Below are 14,576 nucleotides of genomic sequence, written 5' to 3'. Positions count from 1 at the left end.
GGCAGCAAGGAGGGCGACATGCAACTGCGCAGGCGCGATTTTGTGAACGCCGCGTTGGCGACGATAGGGACATCAGTTCTGCCTCGGATCGCCTTGGCCGAAGGCTACCCGGCGCGAAGCGTACGGCTTGTTGTCGGATTTCCCGCCGGAGGGCCGGTCGACATCGCCGGTCGCTTGATCGCCCCATGGCTTTCCGAGAGACTCGGTCAGGAGTTCGTCATCGAAAACCAGCCGGGGCAGAGCGGGAATGTGGCGACGAGATCGGTGGTCAAGTCAGACCCTGACGGTCACACGCTTCTCGTTTGTGGACCGGTGAACACTATCAACTCGACCCTTTTCAAAGGGCTCGATTTCGATTTCGCCCGTGATATCGCGCCCGTTGCGTTCTTGTATCGGGTCCCGCTGGTGATCGAGGTGCATCCCTCAGTTCCAGTCCGGACGGTCACGGAATTTATCGCCCACGCCAAGGCCAACCCGGGAAAGCTCAAGATCGGATTCGCGGGTCACGGTACGCCTCAGCACATCGGCATCGAACTGTTCAGGACGATGACCGGCATCGATGTTGCGCTGGTGCCATATCTCGGTTCAACGCCCGCGGTCGCCGCACTGTTGGCAGGAAGCATTGACGCAATGTTCGACCCCATGCCCTCGTCGATTGCGCACATCAGGCGAGGCGAGCTCATTCCGATTGCGGTGACAACTTCGAACAGGTCTGCGAGTCTGCCCGACGTGCCGAGTGCCGCCGAGACTGTCCCTGGCTACGAGGCCGGTTCATGGTTCGGCATAGGTGCTCCCAGAATGACGCCGACAGACATTGTCGAAAGGCTCAACCGGGAGGTTAACGCCGCGCTCGAGAACGCCGCCATGAAGACCAGGATTGCAGAACTCGGGGGAACGAGCATCCTCGGTTCATCCACACAATTCTCCGAGTTCATCGCCCAAGAGACTGAGAAGTACGCCCGCGTCATCCGCTCGGCAGGAATTGAAGTTAATTGAGAAGCCGTTCCCCCTCCTGGCCGCTGCACGACATCCAGCGATGTCCGCTATTGGCAAAAGCGGACATCGGGAGCACCGGAGCGGAAAGCTCCGGCCCGACGTGGATGCGCCTACTCCTCGTCCTCATTCTCGTCTTCGTCGTCCTCTTCCTCATCTTCCTCGACCTGCATCAGCACGGCGAGCGGCAGCGTCTCGCGGAACAGGTCGCCTTCCATGCCCATCCAGAGGCAGAGCGCCTCGTTTTCCTTCACCTCCGCGACGGTCAGCGGCTGGCCGCCGGATTTCAGCATCACGACATCGCCGGCTTTCAGATCCATGGATTGTCCTTTCGGGTTGATCGACGCGGGGGAGGCTAGCAGGCGGTCATGACACGCCGATCACGCGAGGCGCATGCCGGCAAAGCGCGCCGGTGCCGCGCGGCACCTCTCCCTGCGGGACCCTGCGGGAGAGGTGACCCCGAGTCCCGAGCGCGCATCGATTCAACCAAAACTCATCCGCTTTGGCGAACGGGCGCAGCTCGCGCGGAAGCCCTGCCCATCGCATGCATTGCGACGATGGCATTATGCCCCTGTTTTGCCCGACGGGTCAAAGGCGATTCGTAAAATCCGTAAGCCTTTGATTTTGCAGCAGCGCCCTACTGTGCATGGGGTTGTTTTCGCAGTTTTTGTTGTCCTGCCCGGTTACGGCTGGTCCGGCACGAGCTCAGTCAGCGAGCGGATGATGCGGTCGGGCTTGACCGTCGATCCCTCGGGCAGGCCGTCGCCATGCACGTCCATCCAGATCGAATAGATGCCGAGGCGCTGCGGCGTCACGACCTCCCATTCCAGATTGTCGCCGATCATCCAGGTATCCTCAGCGGTGACGCCGAGCGCCTCCATCGCGTGCAGATAGGCGCGCTCCTCGGGCTTGCCGAAGCCGTGCTCGCCTTCGATCTGGATGTGATGGAAGCGGTGCGCCAGCTCGAAGCGCTCGACCTTGGCGCGCTGCATGTCCGCGGCGCCGTTGGTGACCAGTGCGAGCTTGATGCCGAGCGCCTTGAACTGGTCGATCGCCTCATGCGCGCCGGGGAAGACGAACATCTCCTCCTCGCGATAGGCGGTGAAGCGGTCCGCGAGGCGAATGGCGAGATCGTCGGGCAGGGCGCGATGGCCGGCGGCCGCGAGCGCGGCAAAACCGCCCTTGACCGTGAGGTGACGGGCCTCGGCGAGCTTCATTCGCCACGCCGGCTCCGCATTGGCCCAGAAGTTTCGCGCGAACGCGAGCACGGCCGTTGCGACCATCGGCGGCGGCAGCGGCGCCAGTTCCTCGGCGAACTCGGCCGTGATCGTGTTCCAGGCGATCTCGGGCCGGCCATAGGCCGACAGGATGGTGTCGTCCATGTCGATCAGCATGGCGCGCGGGAGCGGCTTTGCGGCGGGCTTCATCGCGGTCACGGCCACTTCACCTCCGGCGGCAGCGACGACAGGATCGAGTCCACATTGCCGCCGGTCTTGAGTCCGAAGATGGTGCCGCGGTCGTAGAGCAGGTTGAACTCGACATAGCGGCCGCGCCGGATCAGTTGCTCCTCGCGGTCTGCCGCGGTCCAGGCGCTCGCGAAATTGCGCCGCACGATCTCGGGATAGATCTTCAGGAAGGCGCGGCCGACGTCCTGGGTGAAGGCGAGGTCGGCATCCCAGTCGCCGCTGTCGTGCCAGTCGTAGAAGATGCCGCCGATGCCGCGCGCCTCTTTCCGGTGCGGCAGGTAGAAATACTCGTCGCACCATTTCTTGTACTTGTCGTATTCGGCAACGCCGCTGTGCTGGTTGCAGGCCTGTTTCATCGCGGCGTGGAACGCGATGCTGTCGGCATCGTCCTGCGTCCGCCTTCGCTCCAGCACCGGCGTGAGGTCGGCGCCGCCGCCGAACCAGGCTTTCGTGGTGACGACGAAGCGCGTGTTCATGTGCACCGCGGGCACGTTCGGATTGCGCATGTGCGCGATCAGCGAGATGCCGGAGGCCCAGAATTTCGGATGCTCCCCGGCGCCCGGAATCTGGGCGCGAAACTCGGGCGCGAATTCGCCTTGCACCGTCGAGCAGTGCACGCCGACCTTCTCGAACAGGCGGCCATGCATCATCGACATCACCCCGCCGCCGCCGGGCGCGCCAGAGTGGTCGGTGCGCTGCCAGGGCGTGCGCTTGAAGCGGCCGGCTTCGCCCGGATAGAGGCTTTGCGGTGCGTCATCCTCGAGCCGCTCGAAGCTCGCGCAGATGTCGTCGCGCAAGCGCTCGAACCAGGCGCGGGCGCGGGCCTTGCGGTCTTCGATTGTCGAGGCGTCCATATTCATTTGCCGGTCGCGTCCTATCTGATGCCGAGCGATTTGTGCGTCTGCACGCTCAGCCGCCATTGCGGATGGCGCAAGCAATAGTCGATCGCGCGCGCGGTGTTCTCGACGACCTCGGGCCCGTCCATCGGCTGCAGCGAGAAGCGTTCGAAGGCGAGGTCCTCAAATGCTTCGGGCATCGCCAGCGCCTGGGGATAGACCAGCTTCAGCTCGTGGCCGCGCCGCAGGACCAGCTCGCTGCCGCCCTTGGGGCTGACGCAGATCCAGTCGAGCCCCTCAGGAGCCGCGATCGTGCCGTTGGTCTCGACGCCGATCTCGAAACCTCTCGCGTGCAGCGCGTCGACCAGCGCGGCGTCGACCTGGAGCAGCGGCTCGCCGCCGGTCAGAACCACGTAGCGGTTGGCGGCGGATGCCGTCCATTGCGCGGCGATGGTGTCGGCGAGTTCCGCAGCCGAGCCGTAGCGGCCGCCGAGGGTACCATCGGTTCCGACGAAATCCGTATCGCAGAACTTGCAGGTCGCTTCCCCGCGGTCGGCCTCGCGGCCGCTCCAGAGGTTGCAGCCGGCAAAACGGCAGAACACGGACGCGCGCCCGGCATGGGCGCCTTCGCCTTGCAGGGTCAGGAAGATTTCCTTGACCGCGTAACTCAAATCTCTCTCCTCAGTCCTTCTTCGGCGTTCCGGATCTGCCGCAGCGCCTCGCCTGCGGCCATGGCGGCTGCCATCGCCACATTGAGCGAGCGCAGCCCCGCCTTGATCGGGATCACCAGGCGCGCATCGGCGGCCTCGACCACCGCGTCGGTGACGCCGGCGCTCTCGCGCCCGAATAGCAGGATGTCCGAGTTCTGGTAACGAAAATCGCGGTAGTCGGTGGCGGCCTTGGTCGTGAACAGCAGCAGCCGGGAGCCCTGGCCTGCGCGCCAGTCCTCGAATTTCGACCAGGAGTCGTGACGGGTCACGCTGACGTGGTCGAGGTAATCCATTCCCGCCCGGCGGAACAAGCGGTCGGAGAAGGGGAAGCCGGCGGGCTCGATGATATGGGCGGCGAACCCCAAGCAGGCGCAGAGCCTGAGAATCGTGCCGGTGTTCTGGGGAATGTCAGGCTGGAAAAGCGCTATCTGCATGGGCGGCGGCGGGCTGGTTGCGGGCGCAAAATGTCTCAATGAAACATCGCACCCCCGGGAATTCGTGCATTGCACGCTCCCGCGCCGATAGCGGGCTTGCGCTCGCCCGGCAAGGGTGCCAATAGAACGATTCTGGACTGCTGTTTTCCCCGTTTGGGCGTGAGCAAGCAAAGTTCTGCCGCCGCGGGGGGCCGCGGGCGCCGGCAGCCTTTCCGGGGACCTCATGGGCGCCCCCCGGAGCGGTTCCACCGGTCGCATAAGAAGAAAGGGTTGGAATCGTGACGACAGCGTCTTCGGCGGACCATCCGACACGCCGTGATTTCTTATTCGTTGCAACGGGGGCAGCTGCAGCAGTAGGGGGCGCGGCTGCGCTCTGGCCCTTCATCTCCCAAATGAATCCTGATGCCTCGACCATCGCCGCCGGCGCGCCGATCGAGGTCGATCTCAGCCCGATTGCGGAAGGCCAGGACATCAAGGTGTTCTGGCGCGGCAAGCCGATCTACATCAGCCACCGCACCAAGAAGCAGATCGACGAGGCGCGCGCCGTCAACGTGGCGAGCCTGCCCGATCCGCAGTCCGACGAGGCCCGGGTCAAGTCCGGCCACGAGCAGTGGCTGGTCGTGATCGGCATCTGCACCCATCTCGGCTGCATCCCGATCGCTCACGAGGGCAATTACGACGGGTTCTTCTGCCCCTGCCATGGTTCGCAGTACGATTCGTCCGGCCGCATCCGCCAGGGGCCTGCGCCCGCGAACCTGCCGGTCCCGCCGTACCAGTTCGTTTCCGATACCAAAATCCAGATCGGCTGAGCCTCGGACTATCGTCCGAAGCTTCGCGCCGTCTCGTCGTTTTATTTCCTCAGGATCGCATCATGAGCGGACCATCCGACTACCAGCCGAGCAATCCGGCCCTGCAATGGATCGAGCGGCGTCTGCCGATCTTTGGTCTCATCCACTCCTCCTTCGTCGCCTATCCCACCCCGCGCAACCTGAACTATTGGTGGACCTTCGGCGCCATCCTCTCCTTCATGCTGGCGATGCAGATCCTGACCGGCGTGGTCCTGGCGATGCACTACACGCCGCAAGCCGATCTCGCCTTCAAGTCGGTCGAGCTGATCGTTCGTGACGTGAACTACGGCTGGCTGCTGCGCAACATGCACGCGGTTGGCGCCTCGATGTTCTTCGTCGCCGTCTACGTCCACATGTTCCGCGGTCTTTACTACGGGTCGTACAAGGAGCCGCGGGAAGTGTTGTGGATCCTCGGCGTCATCATCTACCTCCTGATGATGGCGACCGGCTTCATGGGCTACGTGCTGCCGTGGGGTCAGATGAGCTTCTGGGGCGCCACCGTCATCACCAACCTGTTCTCCGCCATTCCCTATGTCGGCGAGAGCATCGTGACGCTGCTGTGGGGCGGCTATTCGGTCGGCAACCCGACGCTGAACCGCTTCTTCTCGCTGCACTATCTCCTGCCGTTCGTGATCGCGGGCGTGGTCGTGCTGCACGTCTGGGCGCTGCACGTCGCCGGCCAGAACAATCCGGACGGCGTCGAGCCGAAGACGGAAAAGGACACGGTGCCGTTCACGCCGCACGCGACCATCAAGGACATGTTCGGCGTCGCCTGCTTCATGCTGCTGTACGCCTGGTTCATCTTCTACATGCCGAACTATCTCGGCGACGCCGACAACTACATTCCGGCGAACCCGGGCGTGACGCCGCCGCACATCGTGCCGGAATGGTATTACCTGCCGTTCTACGCGATCCTGCGCTCGATCCCGAACAAGCTCGCGGGCGTCGTCGCGATGTTCGGGGCGATCATCATCCTGTGCTTCCTGCCTTGGCTCGACAGCGCCAGGACTAGATCGTCGAAGTACCGTCCGCTCGCCAAGCAGTTCTTCTGGATCTTCGTCGTGGTCTGCATCCTGCTCGGCTATCTCGGCGCCCAGCCGCCGGAAGGCATCTACGTCGTCGCCGGCCGGGTCCTGACGGTCTGCTACTTCGCCTACTTCCTGATCGTGCTGCCGCTGCTCGCGCGCATCGAGAAGCCGCGGCCGGTGCCGAACTCGATCTCTGATGCGGTGCTCGCCAAGACCGGCAGCCGATCGACACCGATGGTCTCGACCGCGATCGTGCTCGCGCTCGCAGGATCATTGTTCGCGGGCTCGATCGACAGCGCGAAGGCGTCTGAAGGCGGCGACAACCCGCCGGCCAACAAATGGTCGTTCTCGGGCCCTTTCGGTAAGTTTGATCGCGGCGCGCTGCAGCGCGGCCTGAAGGTCTATAAGGAGGTCTGCGCCAGCTGCCACGGCCTGTCCTATGTCGCCTTCCGCAACCTCGCCGAGCCCGGCGGGCCCGGCTATTCGGTGGCGCAGGCGACGGCCTTCGCATCGGACTACAAGATCAAGGACGGTCCGAACGATGCGGGCGACATGTTCGAGCGTCCGGGCCGGCCGGCGGACTATTTCCCCTCGCCGTTCCCGAACGAACAGGCTGCGCGCGCCGCGAACGGCGGTGCGGCGCCGCCCGACCTGTCCCTGATCACCAAGGCGCGCTCCTATAAGCGCGGCTTCCCCTGGTTCGTCTTCGACTTCTTCACCCAGTACCAGGAGCAGGGCCCGGACTACGTCGCGGCGGTGCTTCAGGGCTTCGAGGAGAAGGTGCCGGAGGGCGTCACCATCCCGGAGGGCTCGTACTACAACAAGTACTTCCCGGGCCATGCCATCAAGATGCCGAAGCCGCTCAGCGATGGCCAGGTGACCTATGACGATGGCTCACCGACCACGGTCGCGCAGTACGCCAAGGACGTCACCACGTTCCTGATGTGGACCGCCGAACCGCACATGGAAGCGCGCAAGCGCCTCGGTTTCCAGGTGTTCGTGTTCCTGATCATCTTCGCGGGCCTGATGTACTTCACCAAGAAGAAGGTCTGGGCCGCCTCGCACTGAGCGGCGCGAGACTCGATGAATGAAAAAGCCCCCGCAGGGGGCTTTTTTGTTGACGCAACTCGCCGTCATTCCGGGGCGCGCGAAAGCGCGAACTATGGTGCGCGATTGTGCACCTGAGAATCTCGAGATTCCGGGTTCGGTGCTGCGCACCGCTCCGGAATGACGGGAGTGTGGATTGCGTCGCGCCCGCCTAGCCGCCACAATAACCTCAACCGCTCCCCCAAATCTCACCGGAGGACACCATGGGAACCACCATCACCTTCAAGCGCCCGGACGGCAAGGACGCCTCGGGCTATCTCGCCAATGCCGCGCGCGGCAATGCGCCGGGCGTGGTCGTGATCCAGGAATGGTGGGGCCTGTCGGACCAGATCAAGGGCCTGTGCGACCGCTTTGCGCTCGCGGGTTTCGATGCGCTGGCGCCCGATCTCTACAAGGGCAAGGTGGTGCCCTATCACGACACGGAGAGCGCCAACAAGGAGATGAACTCGCTCGACTTCATGGACGCGACCACGCAAACCGTGCGCGGTGCCACGCAATATCTGTCACGCAATGGCGCCAAGGTCGGGCTGACCGGGTTCTGCCTCGGCGGCGCCGTGACCATCATCGGTGCGACCAAGATCCCGGAGCTCGCGGCCGGCGTCGTGTTCTACGGCATTCCGCCGGAGCAGGCGGCCAAGCCTGCGGACGTCAAGATTCCGCTCCAGGCCCATTTCGCCAATAAGGACGATTGGTGCACGCCGGAGCTGGTCAGCGGCTTCGAGAAGGCCATGAAGGCTGCCGGCAAGTCGCTGGAGCTGTTCCGCTATGATGCCGAGCACGCCTTCGTCAACGAGCAGCGCCAGGCCGTGCACGATCGCGAAGCCGCCGAGCTCGCCTGGGGCCGGGCGACGGAGTTTTTCCGGAAGCATCTGGGGTAATCGCTCGTAGCGCGGACGGAGCGCAGCGCAATCCGGGGACTTTCCAATTGGGCGCGAGCCCCGGATTACGCTGCGCTCCATCGTGCCTCACCCTTGACGCCGCCCCCGCGCCATGGTGAGTATCCGCCCCATGAGCACCGCCGTCCGCCCAGCCCGTCTTTGGTGGCGCACCTCCTGACGAGGTGGCCGGTGCGATTTCTTTTCCCAAGATCGTCGAAGGTCGCCAGCACAGCGCGGCGGCCTGATCGTTTGTCCTGTGTGGCGTTCCCTCGGCAAGTCTCGTAAGAGGACCCCAAGAGGATCACATGAACAGGACCGTCTTTGCCCTTCCGGCCAGAAGTGAGTACGCGACCCGCGCGGGTCTTGCGATCACGCGCGTGGCCGAGCAATTCACCGGCGGCGCCAACAGGCTCGACGATCTCGTCAGCCTGCTCGACCGCCGCCGCGGCGTGGTGCTGTCCTCGGGCACGACCGTGCCTGGCCGCTACGAAAGTTTTGACCTCGGCTTCTCCGATCCACCCCTCAGGCTCGAGACCGCTGGGGTCAATTTCAAGCTGGAAGCGCTGAACGCACGCGGGCAGGTGCTGATCGCCTTCCTCGCCGACGTCCTGCGCGAGCCGTGCGTGGTGATCTCCGAGAAGTCGGCGACGCGCCTTGCCGGTCACATCATCCGCGGCGATGCCCCGGTCGAGGAGGACCAGCGCACCCGCCGCGCCAGCGTGATGTCGCTGGTGCGCGACCTCGTCGCCGCCTTCTCCGCCAATGATGATGGTCTGCTCGGCCTGTTCGGTGCCTTCGCCTACGACCTCGTGTTCCAGATCGAGGACCTCGTGCAGAAGCGCCCGCGCGAGGCCGACCAGCGCGACATCGTGCTGTACGTGCCCGACCGCCTGCTTGCCTATGACCGCGCCACCGGCCGTGGCGTGGTGCTCTCCTACGACTTCGCCTGGAAGGGCAAATCGACGGAAGGCCTGCCGCGCGAGACCGCCGACAGCCCATATCTGAAGACACCGCGCCAGGGCTTTGCCGATCACGCCCCCGGCGAATATCAGGCCACCGTCGAGACCGCGCGCGCAGCCTTCGCGCGGGGCGATCTGTTCGAGGCGGTGCCGGGCCAGCTGTTCGCCGAGCCCTGCGACCGCTCGCCGGCCGAAGTGTTCCAGCGCCTCTGCGTCATCAATCCGTCGCCCTATGGCGCGCTGATGAATCTCGGCGAGGGCGAGTTTCTCGTCTCGGCTTCGCCCGAGATGTTCGTGCGCTCGGACGGCCGCCGCGTAGAGACCTGCCCGATCTCGGGCACGATCGCACGCGGCACCGATGCGATCGGCGATGCCGAGCAGATCCGCCAGCTCCTGAACTCGGAGAAGGACGAGTTCGAGCTCAACATGTGCACCGACGTCGACCGCAACGACAAGGCACGCGTTTGCGTGCCCGGCACCATCAAGGTGCTGGCGCGCCGCCAGATCGAGACCTACTCAAAGCTCTTTCACACCGTCGATCACGTCGAAGGCATGTTGCGTCCCGGCTTCGACGCGCTCGACGCCTTCCTCACCCATGCCTGGGCGGTGACCGTGACCGGCGCGCCGAAGCTCTGGGCAATGCAGTTTGTCGAGGATCACGAACGCTCGCCGCGTCGTTGGTATGCCGGTGCGATCGGCGCGGTGAATTTCGACGGCAGCATCAACACCGGCCTCACCATCCGCACCATCCGCATGAAGGATGGCCTCGCAGAGGTGCGCGTCGGCGCCACCTGCCTGTTCGACTCCGATCCCGCCGCGGAAGACCGCGAGTGCCAGGTCAAGGCGGCTGCACTGTTCCAGGCGCTGCGCGGCGATCCGCCGAAGCCGCTGTCGACCTTCGCGCCCGATGCCACCGGTTCGGGCAAGCAGGTGCTGCTGATCGATCACGACGACAGCTTTGTCCATATGCTCGCCGACTATTTCCGCCAGGTCGGCGCCAGCGTCACTGTGGTCCGCTATGTGCATGCGCTCGACATGCTCAAGCAGAAGAGGTGGGATTTGCTGGTGCTCTCGCCCGGCCCCGGACGTCCTGAGGACTTCGGGATCAAGAAGACCATCGATGCGGCGCTGGAGCAGAAGCTGCCGGTGTTCGGCGTCTGCCTCGGCGTGCAGGCCATCGGCGAATATTTCGGCGGCGAGCTCGGCCAACTCAGCCATCCCGCCCACGGCCGGCCCTCGCGGGTCCAGGTGCGCGGCGGGCGCCTGATGCGCAACCTGCCGAACGAGATCGTCATCGGCCGTTATCACTCGCTCTTCGTCGAGCGCGATAGCATGCCGGAGGTGTTGTCCGTCACCGCCAGCACCGAAGACGGCGTCGCCATGGCGCTCGAGCACAAGACCCTGCCGGTCGCCGGCGTGCAATTCCATCCGGAATCGCTGATGTCGCTGGGCAACGAGGTGGGCTTGCGTATTGTCGAGAATGCGTTCCGGCTGGATGCTGGGACGAATTGAATGAGTGTCGTCATTGCGAGGAGCCCGCGACAAAATTGCGAAGCAATTTTGCGCTGGCGACGAAGCAATCCAGACTGCTGCCGCGGAGAAGAACTGGATTGCTTCGCTTCGCTCGCAATGACGGTGGAGAAGCCAGAGCGAGATAACCATGACCTTTGACCACGACATCAAGGCGAGCGTCCGCACCATCCCGGACTATCCGAAGCCCGGGATCATGTTCCGCGATATCACGACCCTGCTTGCGGATGCCCGCGCGTTCCGCCGCGCCGTGGACGAGCTCGTCAATCCCTGGGCCGGCAACAAGATCGACAAGGTCGCCGGCATGGAAGCCCGCGGCTTCATCATCGGCGGGGCGGTGGCGCACCAGCTCTCGGCCGGCTTCGTGCCGATCCGCAAGAAAGGCAAGCTGCCGCACACCACCGTGCGCATCGCCTATTCTCTCGAATACGGCATCGACGAGATGGAGATGCATGTCGACGCCATCCAGCCCGGCGAGCGCGTGATCCTGGTCGACGACCTCATCGCCACCGGCGGCACCGCCGAAGGCGCGGTGAAGCTGCTGCGCCAGATCGGCGCCAACGTCGTCGCCGCCTGCTTCATCATCGACCTGCCCGAGCTCGGCGGCGCCACCAAGCTGCGCGCCATGGACGTGCCGGTGCGCACGCTGATGACGTTCGAGGGGCATTGAGCGGACAAGAAATACAGTCCGTCTTATAACGCCATTGGCTGCGGCCTCGGTTCACCTCTCCCCGTGGTCGACCGTGGTCGGGAAAGGTGGGCACCAAGTCGGCGGCCCAAGAAGCCTACGATCGTTGCAGGATCAGGCTGAGCTCGAGCTCCCGGAAGGCGATGTAATTCCGCCGGGTCCATTGGTGCAGCTCGGTGGAAGAGTCCTTCTCCTGGCGCAGATAGCCGGTGAAGGAGAAGGTCAGCCGGTCGATATAGGTTTTGAGGAAGCCGGGCAGCGCCGGTAAGCGGAACAGCCGGCCGCCTTCCATCGCGGCCGGCAATTCGCCGCGCACGACATATTCGTTGTCGACCGTGATCAGATTCATCCGCGGGATCTGCCCGCGCAGCATCTCGTGGGCGCGGGCCGAGACGCGGTCTGTGTCCGCGACGAACAGGATCTGCGGCGCGACGTGGCGGCGTGCGGCTTCCTTCAGAAGGCCGATCTCCTCGGTCATCTTGAAGAATTCGTCGAAGGCATGGAAGCCGAGATCGATCACCTTGGCGAGGCCGTCATCGACGATGACGCGGTCCATCAGCTGCATCTTGCCGTAGGTGTCGGTCACGTCGGCGGTCTCGGTGATGCCAGGCAGGTAGTCCAGCAGCGACGGCTCCTTCAGGTTGACGTCGAAGGCCGCGACATTGCCGTTCTTGAGCAGCAGGAATTCGGCGAGCAGCCGCGCCAGCAGGGTCTTACCGACCTGCGGGCGGGGCGAGCAGATGATGTAGACGGGCGTTGCGGGCATTATGGACTATTATTTGAGCGAACTCGTCGCCCAATCCAGCCGTATCCGCCCAATGGCCGCAACTATTTTTCGCTGTTGCGGGTCACCGGCTTCGAACCGACGATGTCGGTCAGGCGGATGCGATCGAACTCGCTCCAGACGTTCGCCAGCCAGTGCCGGACATAGCCGCGCAGCACGAACGAATAGTTGGCGGCATCGTCGTTGATGCCCTTGTTGGCGACGAATTTCAGGAACGGGACGGAAGACACCTCGACCTGCTCATAGGCCATTTCGTTGAGCTTGGGGATGGTCAGCTCGGTCGCGTCCTTGATGCGGTGGAAATACGAATTGTAAGTCGCCTGGTCCCACTGGAAGAACTGGGTGTCATTGATGAAGTTCTTCACCAGGAAGTATTTTGCGCCGCCCATGAAGCCGGCGGTCTCGGCGATCTCCTCCAGCGAGGCGATCGAGGGTCCCAGGATGTGGAACACGGCAAAGGTGATCTGGCCGGCCTTGGCGGCGTCGAGGAACCCGATGTCGCGCAGCGAGGCCAGCGCCGGCGAGAGCAGGCCGGCGCGGACGTCGATCACGGTCACCGACGGGCTCACGGTATTGAGCGTGTCGAAGATCTTCATCTGGTCGGCCGTGGTCGTCATGTCGACGATCTCGGTGATGTCGGGGTGGAAGCGCTTCAGGGTTCCGCGCGGAGACTCCGTGTCGAACGCGCGCGTCGGCACGTTGTTGGCTGAGAAATAATCGAGCAAGGTACGCGACACCGTGGTCTTGCCGACCCCGCCCTTGTCCGCGCCCACCACAACCACTGCCGGCTTTGCCATTGCTGTCCCCTAACGCGCCTCCGATCGCGAGGTCGCAATCGGCCAGGCCCCAAATCGATGTCCCAAAAGACGTCCCAAGTCTGCTGTTGGGCGCGAACATGGCAGAAACAAGGGAGAATTCAATTCCTTGCGCCCCAGTTGCGGCAATTCCCGAGGTTTTTCCCTATCGGTGTCAAACCTGCCACGAACGGCGCCCGATCGCGTGGCTCAGTGGCGGCCCCATGGTCCCATCGGATTGGCTGGAAGGACGCCTGAGGGGCTTGGTGTGGGAACGGGCGGCGGATTGGCCGGAGCGGCTGCATCGCCCCATCGCCCGTGCGACAGCGGCGGTGGGGTATCCTGCGCTCCGGGCTGTTCCATCTCGGGTTGATCAGTCTCTTCAGTGGGGCCTGGCAGGGGACCAGGGTCACGGCCGCCGGCGAACTTGACCAGCGCATCGACCCGGGACTGCACGGAAGGGTGGGTGGCGAACAAATCGGCAAAGCCTTCGCGCGGATTGTCGACGCAGAGCTCCATCACGGCCGAGGTCGCGCCGGGCAGTTCGCCGCGGCCCTCGATCTTGCGCAGCGCCGAGATCATGGCGTCAGGGTCTTTCGTCAGCTCGACCGAGCCGGCATCGGCGAGATATTCGCGCGACCGCGATAGCGCGAGCTTCACCACCTGCGACAGCAGCCAGGCCAGAACGATCAGCACGACCGCGATGATGATGACGATGATCGCGCCGCCGCCGGAGCTCTTGCTGTCGCTCGACGACGAGGACGACCGCGACGACGAGGAGGAGCCCGAGGACCACGAGCCGCCGGAGCTCGGGCTCCAGTCGAAGCTCGTGAACAGGCGGAAGAACAATTCGCCGAAGAAGCCGACCACACCGGCGATGATGACGGCGACCACCATGAGCTGCACGTCGCCGTTCTTGATGTGGGTCAGCTCGTGGGCCAGCACCGCCTCGATCTCCTTGTCGTTCAGCGCATCGAGGAGACCGGTGGTGACGGTGATCGAATATTGCCGCGGATTGAGGCCCGTCGCGAACGCGTTCAGCGCCGGGCTCTCCATGATCTTCAGCTTCGGCATGGTGATGCCGCGCGAGATGCAGAGGTTTTCGAGCAGATTGTAGAGCCGCGGCTGTTCCTGCCGGGTCACGTCGTGGCCGCCGGTCACGGCGTCGATCATCGACTGGTGGAAGAAATAGGCGATCACGACCCAGGCGGCCGTCACGATCGTCGCAACGGGCGCCGCGACGATCAGGTCGTGGAAGGCGCGTTTCAAATAATAGGCGACAGTCTCGTTGCCGTTGATGACGACCTCGGCGACCAGCGCGCCGGCATAGACCAGCACATAGACCAGCACGAACAGGCCGGCGAGCAGCAGCATCGAACGAAACTTGTTCGAGGCGATGTGCGTGTAGAGACCATACGCGGCCATGGCTGCTTCCGTTGGCTTCCGTCATTCCGGGACACGCCAACGGCGTGAACCCGGAATCCAGAGCTTAGTGTCTCGCTCGAGATTCCGGGTTCGCGT

The 14,576-nt window shown here is 64.2% G+C and carries 15 protein-coding genes; 7 read left to right on the top strand and 8 right to left on the bottom strand.

From position 1 onward, the window contains the following. Positions 1-18: 18 nt before the first annotated feature. A complete protein-coding gene (locus P6U27_RS27865; protein ID WP_122404834.1) occupies positions 19-996 on the top strand; it encodes a tripartite tricarboxylate transporter substrate binding protein in 978 nt (325 codons plus the stop codon). A 110-nt stretch (positions 997-1,106) separates the two neighbouring features. On the opposite strand, the gene P6U27_RS27860 is transcribed toward P6U27_RS27865, so the two are convergent. The 5 genes from P6U27_RS27860 to P6U27_RS27840 all read right to left on the bottom strand — a co-directional run bounded on the left by P6U27_RS27860 (position 1,107) and on the right by P6U27_RS27840 (position 4,439). Continuing rightward, on the bottom strand, positions 1,107-1,313 hold the full coding sequence (locus P6U27_RS27860; protein ID WP_122404833.1) for a DUF2158 domain-containing protein: 207 nt from the start codon (positions 1,311-1,313) through the stop codon (positions 1,107-1,109). A gap of 363 nt (positions 1,314-1,676) precedes the next feature. Then, the gene (locus P6U27_RS27855) at positions 1,677-2,420 is read right to left on the bottom strand and encodes an HAD family hydrolase (protein WP_209294947.1); all 744 of its coding nucleotides are present in this window, start codon (positions 2,418-2,420) and stop codon (positions 1,677-1,679) included. A 5-nt stretch (positions 2,421-2,425) separates the two neighbouring features. Then, positions 2,426-3,313, bottom strand: a complete 888-nt coding sequence (gene hemF / locus P6U27_RS27850) for an oxygen-dependent coproporphyrinogen oxidase (protein ID WP_209294933.1) — start codon at positions 3,311-3,313, stop codon at positions 2,426-2,428. Positions 3,314-3,333: 20 nt separating this feature from the next. After that, the gene (queE, locus tag P6U27_RS27845; protein WP_122404830.1) at positions 3,334-3,966 is read right to left on the bottom strand and encodes a 7-carboxy-7-deazaguanine synthase; all 633 of its coding nucleotides are present in this window, start codon (positions 3,964-3,966) and stop codon (positions 3,334-3,336) included. Next, positions 3,963-4,439 carry a tRNA (cytidine(34)-2'-O)-methyltransferase gene (locus P6U27_RS27840; protein WP_122404829.1) on the bottom strand — a complete coding sequence of 159 codons (477 nt, stop codon included), beginning with the start codon at positions 4,437-4,439 and terminating at the stop codon, positions 3,963-3,965. Before P6U27_RS27840 ends, queE begins: the two co-directional genes overlap by 4 nt. Positions 4,440-4,717: 278 nt before the next feature. Between P6U27_RS27840 and petA the strand changes: the two genes are divergently transcribed. The 6 genes from petA (at position 4,718) to P6U27_RS27810 (ending at position 11,459) form a co-directional block, all read left to right on the top strand. After that, complete coding sequence (gene petA, locus P6U27_RS27835) at positions 4,718-5,248, top strand: ubiquinol-cytochrome c reductase iron-sulfur subunit (protein WP_011085272.1); 531 nt, start codon at positions 4,718-4,720, stop codon at positions 5,246-5,248. Positions 5,249-5,310: 62 nt separating this feature from the next. Then, on the top strand, positions 5,311-7,383 hold the full coding sequence (gene fbcH, locus P6U27_RS27830; RefSeq protein ID WP_122404828.1) for a cytochrome b/c1: 2,073 nt from the start codon (positions 5,311-5,313) through the stop codon (positions 7,381-7,383). A gap of 19 nt (positions 7,384-7,402) precedes the next feature. Further along, complete coding sequence (locus P6U27_RS27825; RefSeq protein ID WP_160118872.1) at positions 7,403-7,546, top strand: hypothetical protein; 144 nt, start codon at positions 7,403-7,405, stop codon at positions 7,544-7,546. 79 nt (positions 7,547-7,625) lie between these two features. Beyond that, positions 7,626-8,300 carry a dienelactone hydrolase family protein gene (locus tag P6U27_RS27820; RefSeq protein WP_122404827.1) on the top strand — a complete coding sequence of 225 codons (675 nt, stop codon included), beginning with the start codon at positions 7,626-7,628 and terminating at the stop codon, positions 8,298-8,300. Positions 8,301-8,605: 305 nt separating this feature from the next. Then, the gene (locus tag P6U27_RS27815) at positions 8,606-10,771 is read left to right on the top strand and encodes an anthranilate synthase component I (protein ID WP_122404826.1); all 2,166 of its coding nucleotides are present in this window, start codon (positions 8,606-8,608) and stop codon (positions 10,769-10,771) included. Positions 10,772-10,919: 148 nt separating this feature from the next. Then, the gene (locus P6U27_RS27810) at positions 10,920-11,459 is read left to right on the top strand and encodes an adenine phosphoribosyltransferase (RefSeq protein ID WP_122404825.1); all 540 of its coding nucleotides are present in this window, start codon (positions 10,920-10,922) and stop codon (positions 11,457-11,459) included. Positions 11,460-11,574: 115 nt separating this feature from the next. Here P6U27_RS27810 and P6U27_RS27805 read toward each other — a convergent pair whose 3' ends face one another. The 3 genes from P6U27_RS27805 to P6U27_RS27795 form a co-directional block, all read right to left on the bottom strand. Then, on the bottom strand, positions 11,575-12,243 hold the full coding sequence (locus tag P6U27_RS27805) for a hypothetical protein (RefSeq protein WP_162500405.1): 669 nt from the start codon (positions 12,241-12,243) through the stop codon (positions 11,575-11,577). A 62-nt stretch (positions 12,244-12,305) separates the two neighbouring features. Beyond that, positions 12,306-13,058, bottom strand: a complete 753-nt coding sequence (locus P6U27_RS27800) for a hypothetical protein (RefSeq protein ID WP_122404823.1) — start codon at positions 13,056-13,058, stop codon at positions 12,306-12,308. Positions 13,059-13,265: 207 nt separating this feature from the next. Next, on the bottom strand, positions 13,266-14,480 hold the full coding sequence (locus P6U27_RS27795) for a M48 family metallopeptidase (RefSeq protein WP_209294934.1): 1,215 nt from the start codon (positions 14,478-14,480) through the stop codon (positions 13,266-13,268). Positions 14,481-14,576: the final 96 nt, after the last annotated feature.

Source organism: Bradyrhizobium sp. STM 3566 (genome assembly GCF_045571445.1).
GTDB lineage: Bacteria > Pseudomonadota > Alphaproteobacteria > Rhizobiales > Xanthobacteraceae > Bradyrhizobium > Bradyrhizobium vignae.
The sequence above is the reverse complement of the archived record's forward strand: the minus strand, read 5'-3'. Positions and strand labels throughout refer to the sequence as shown.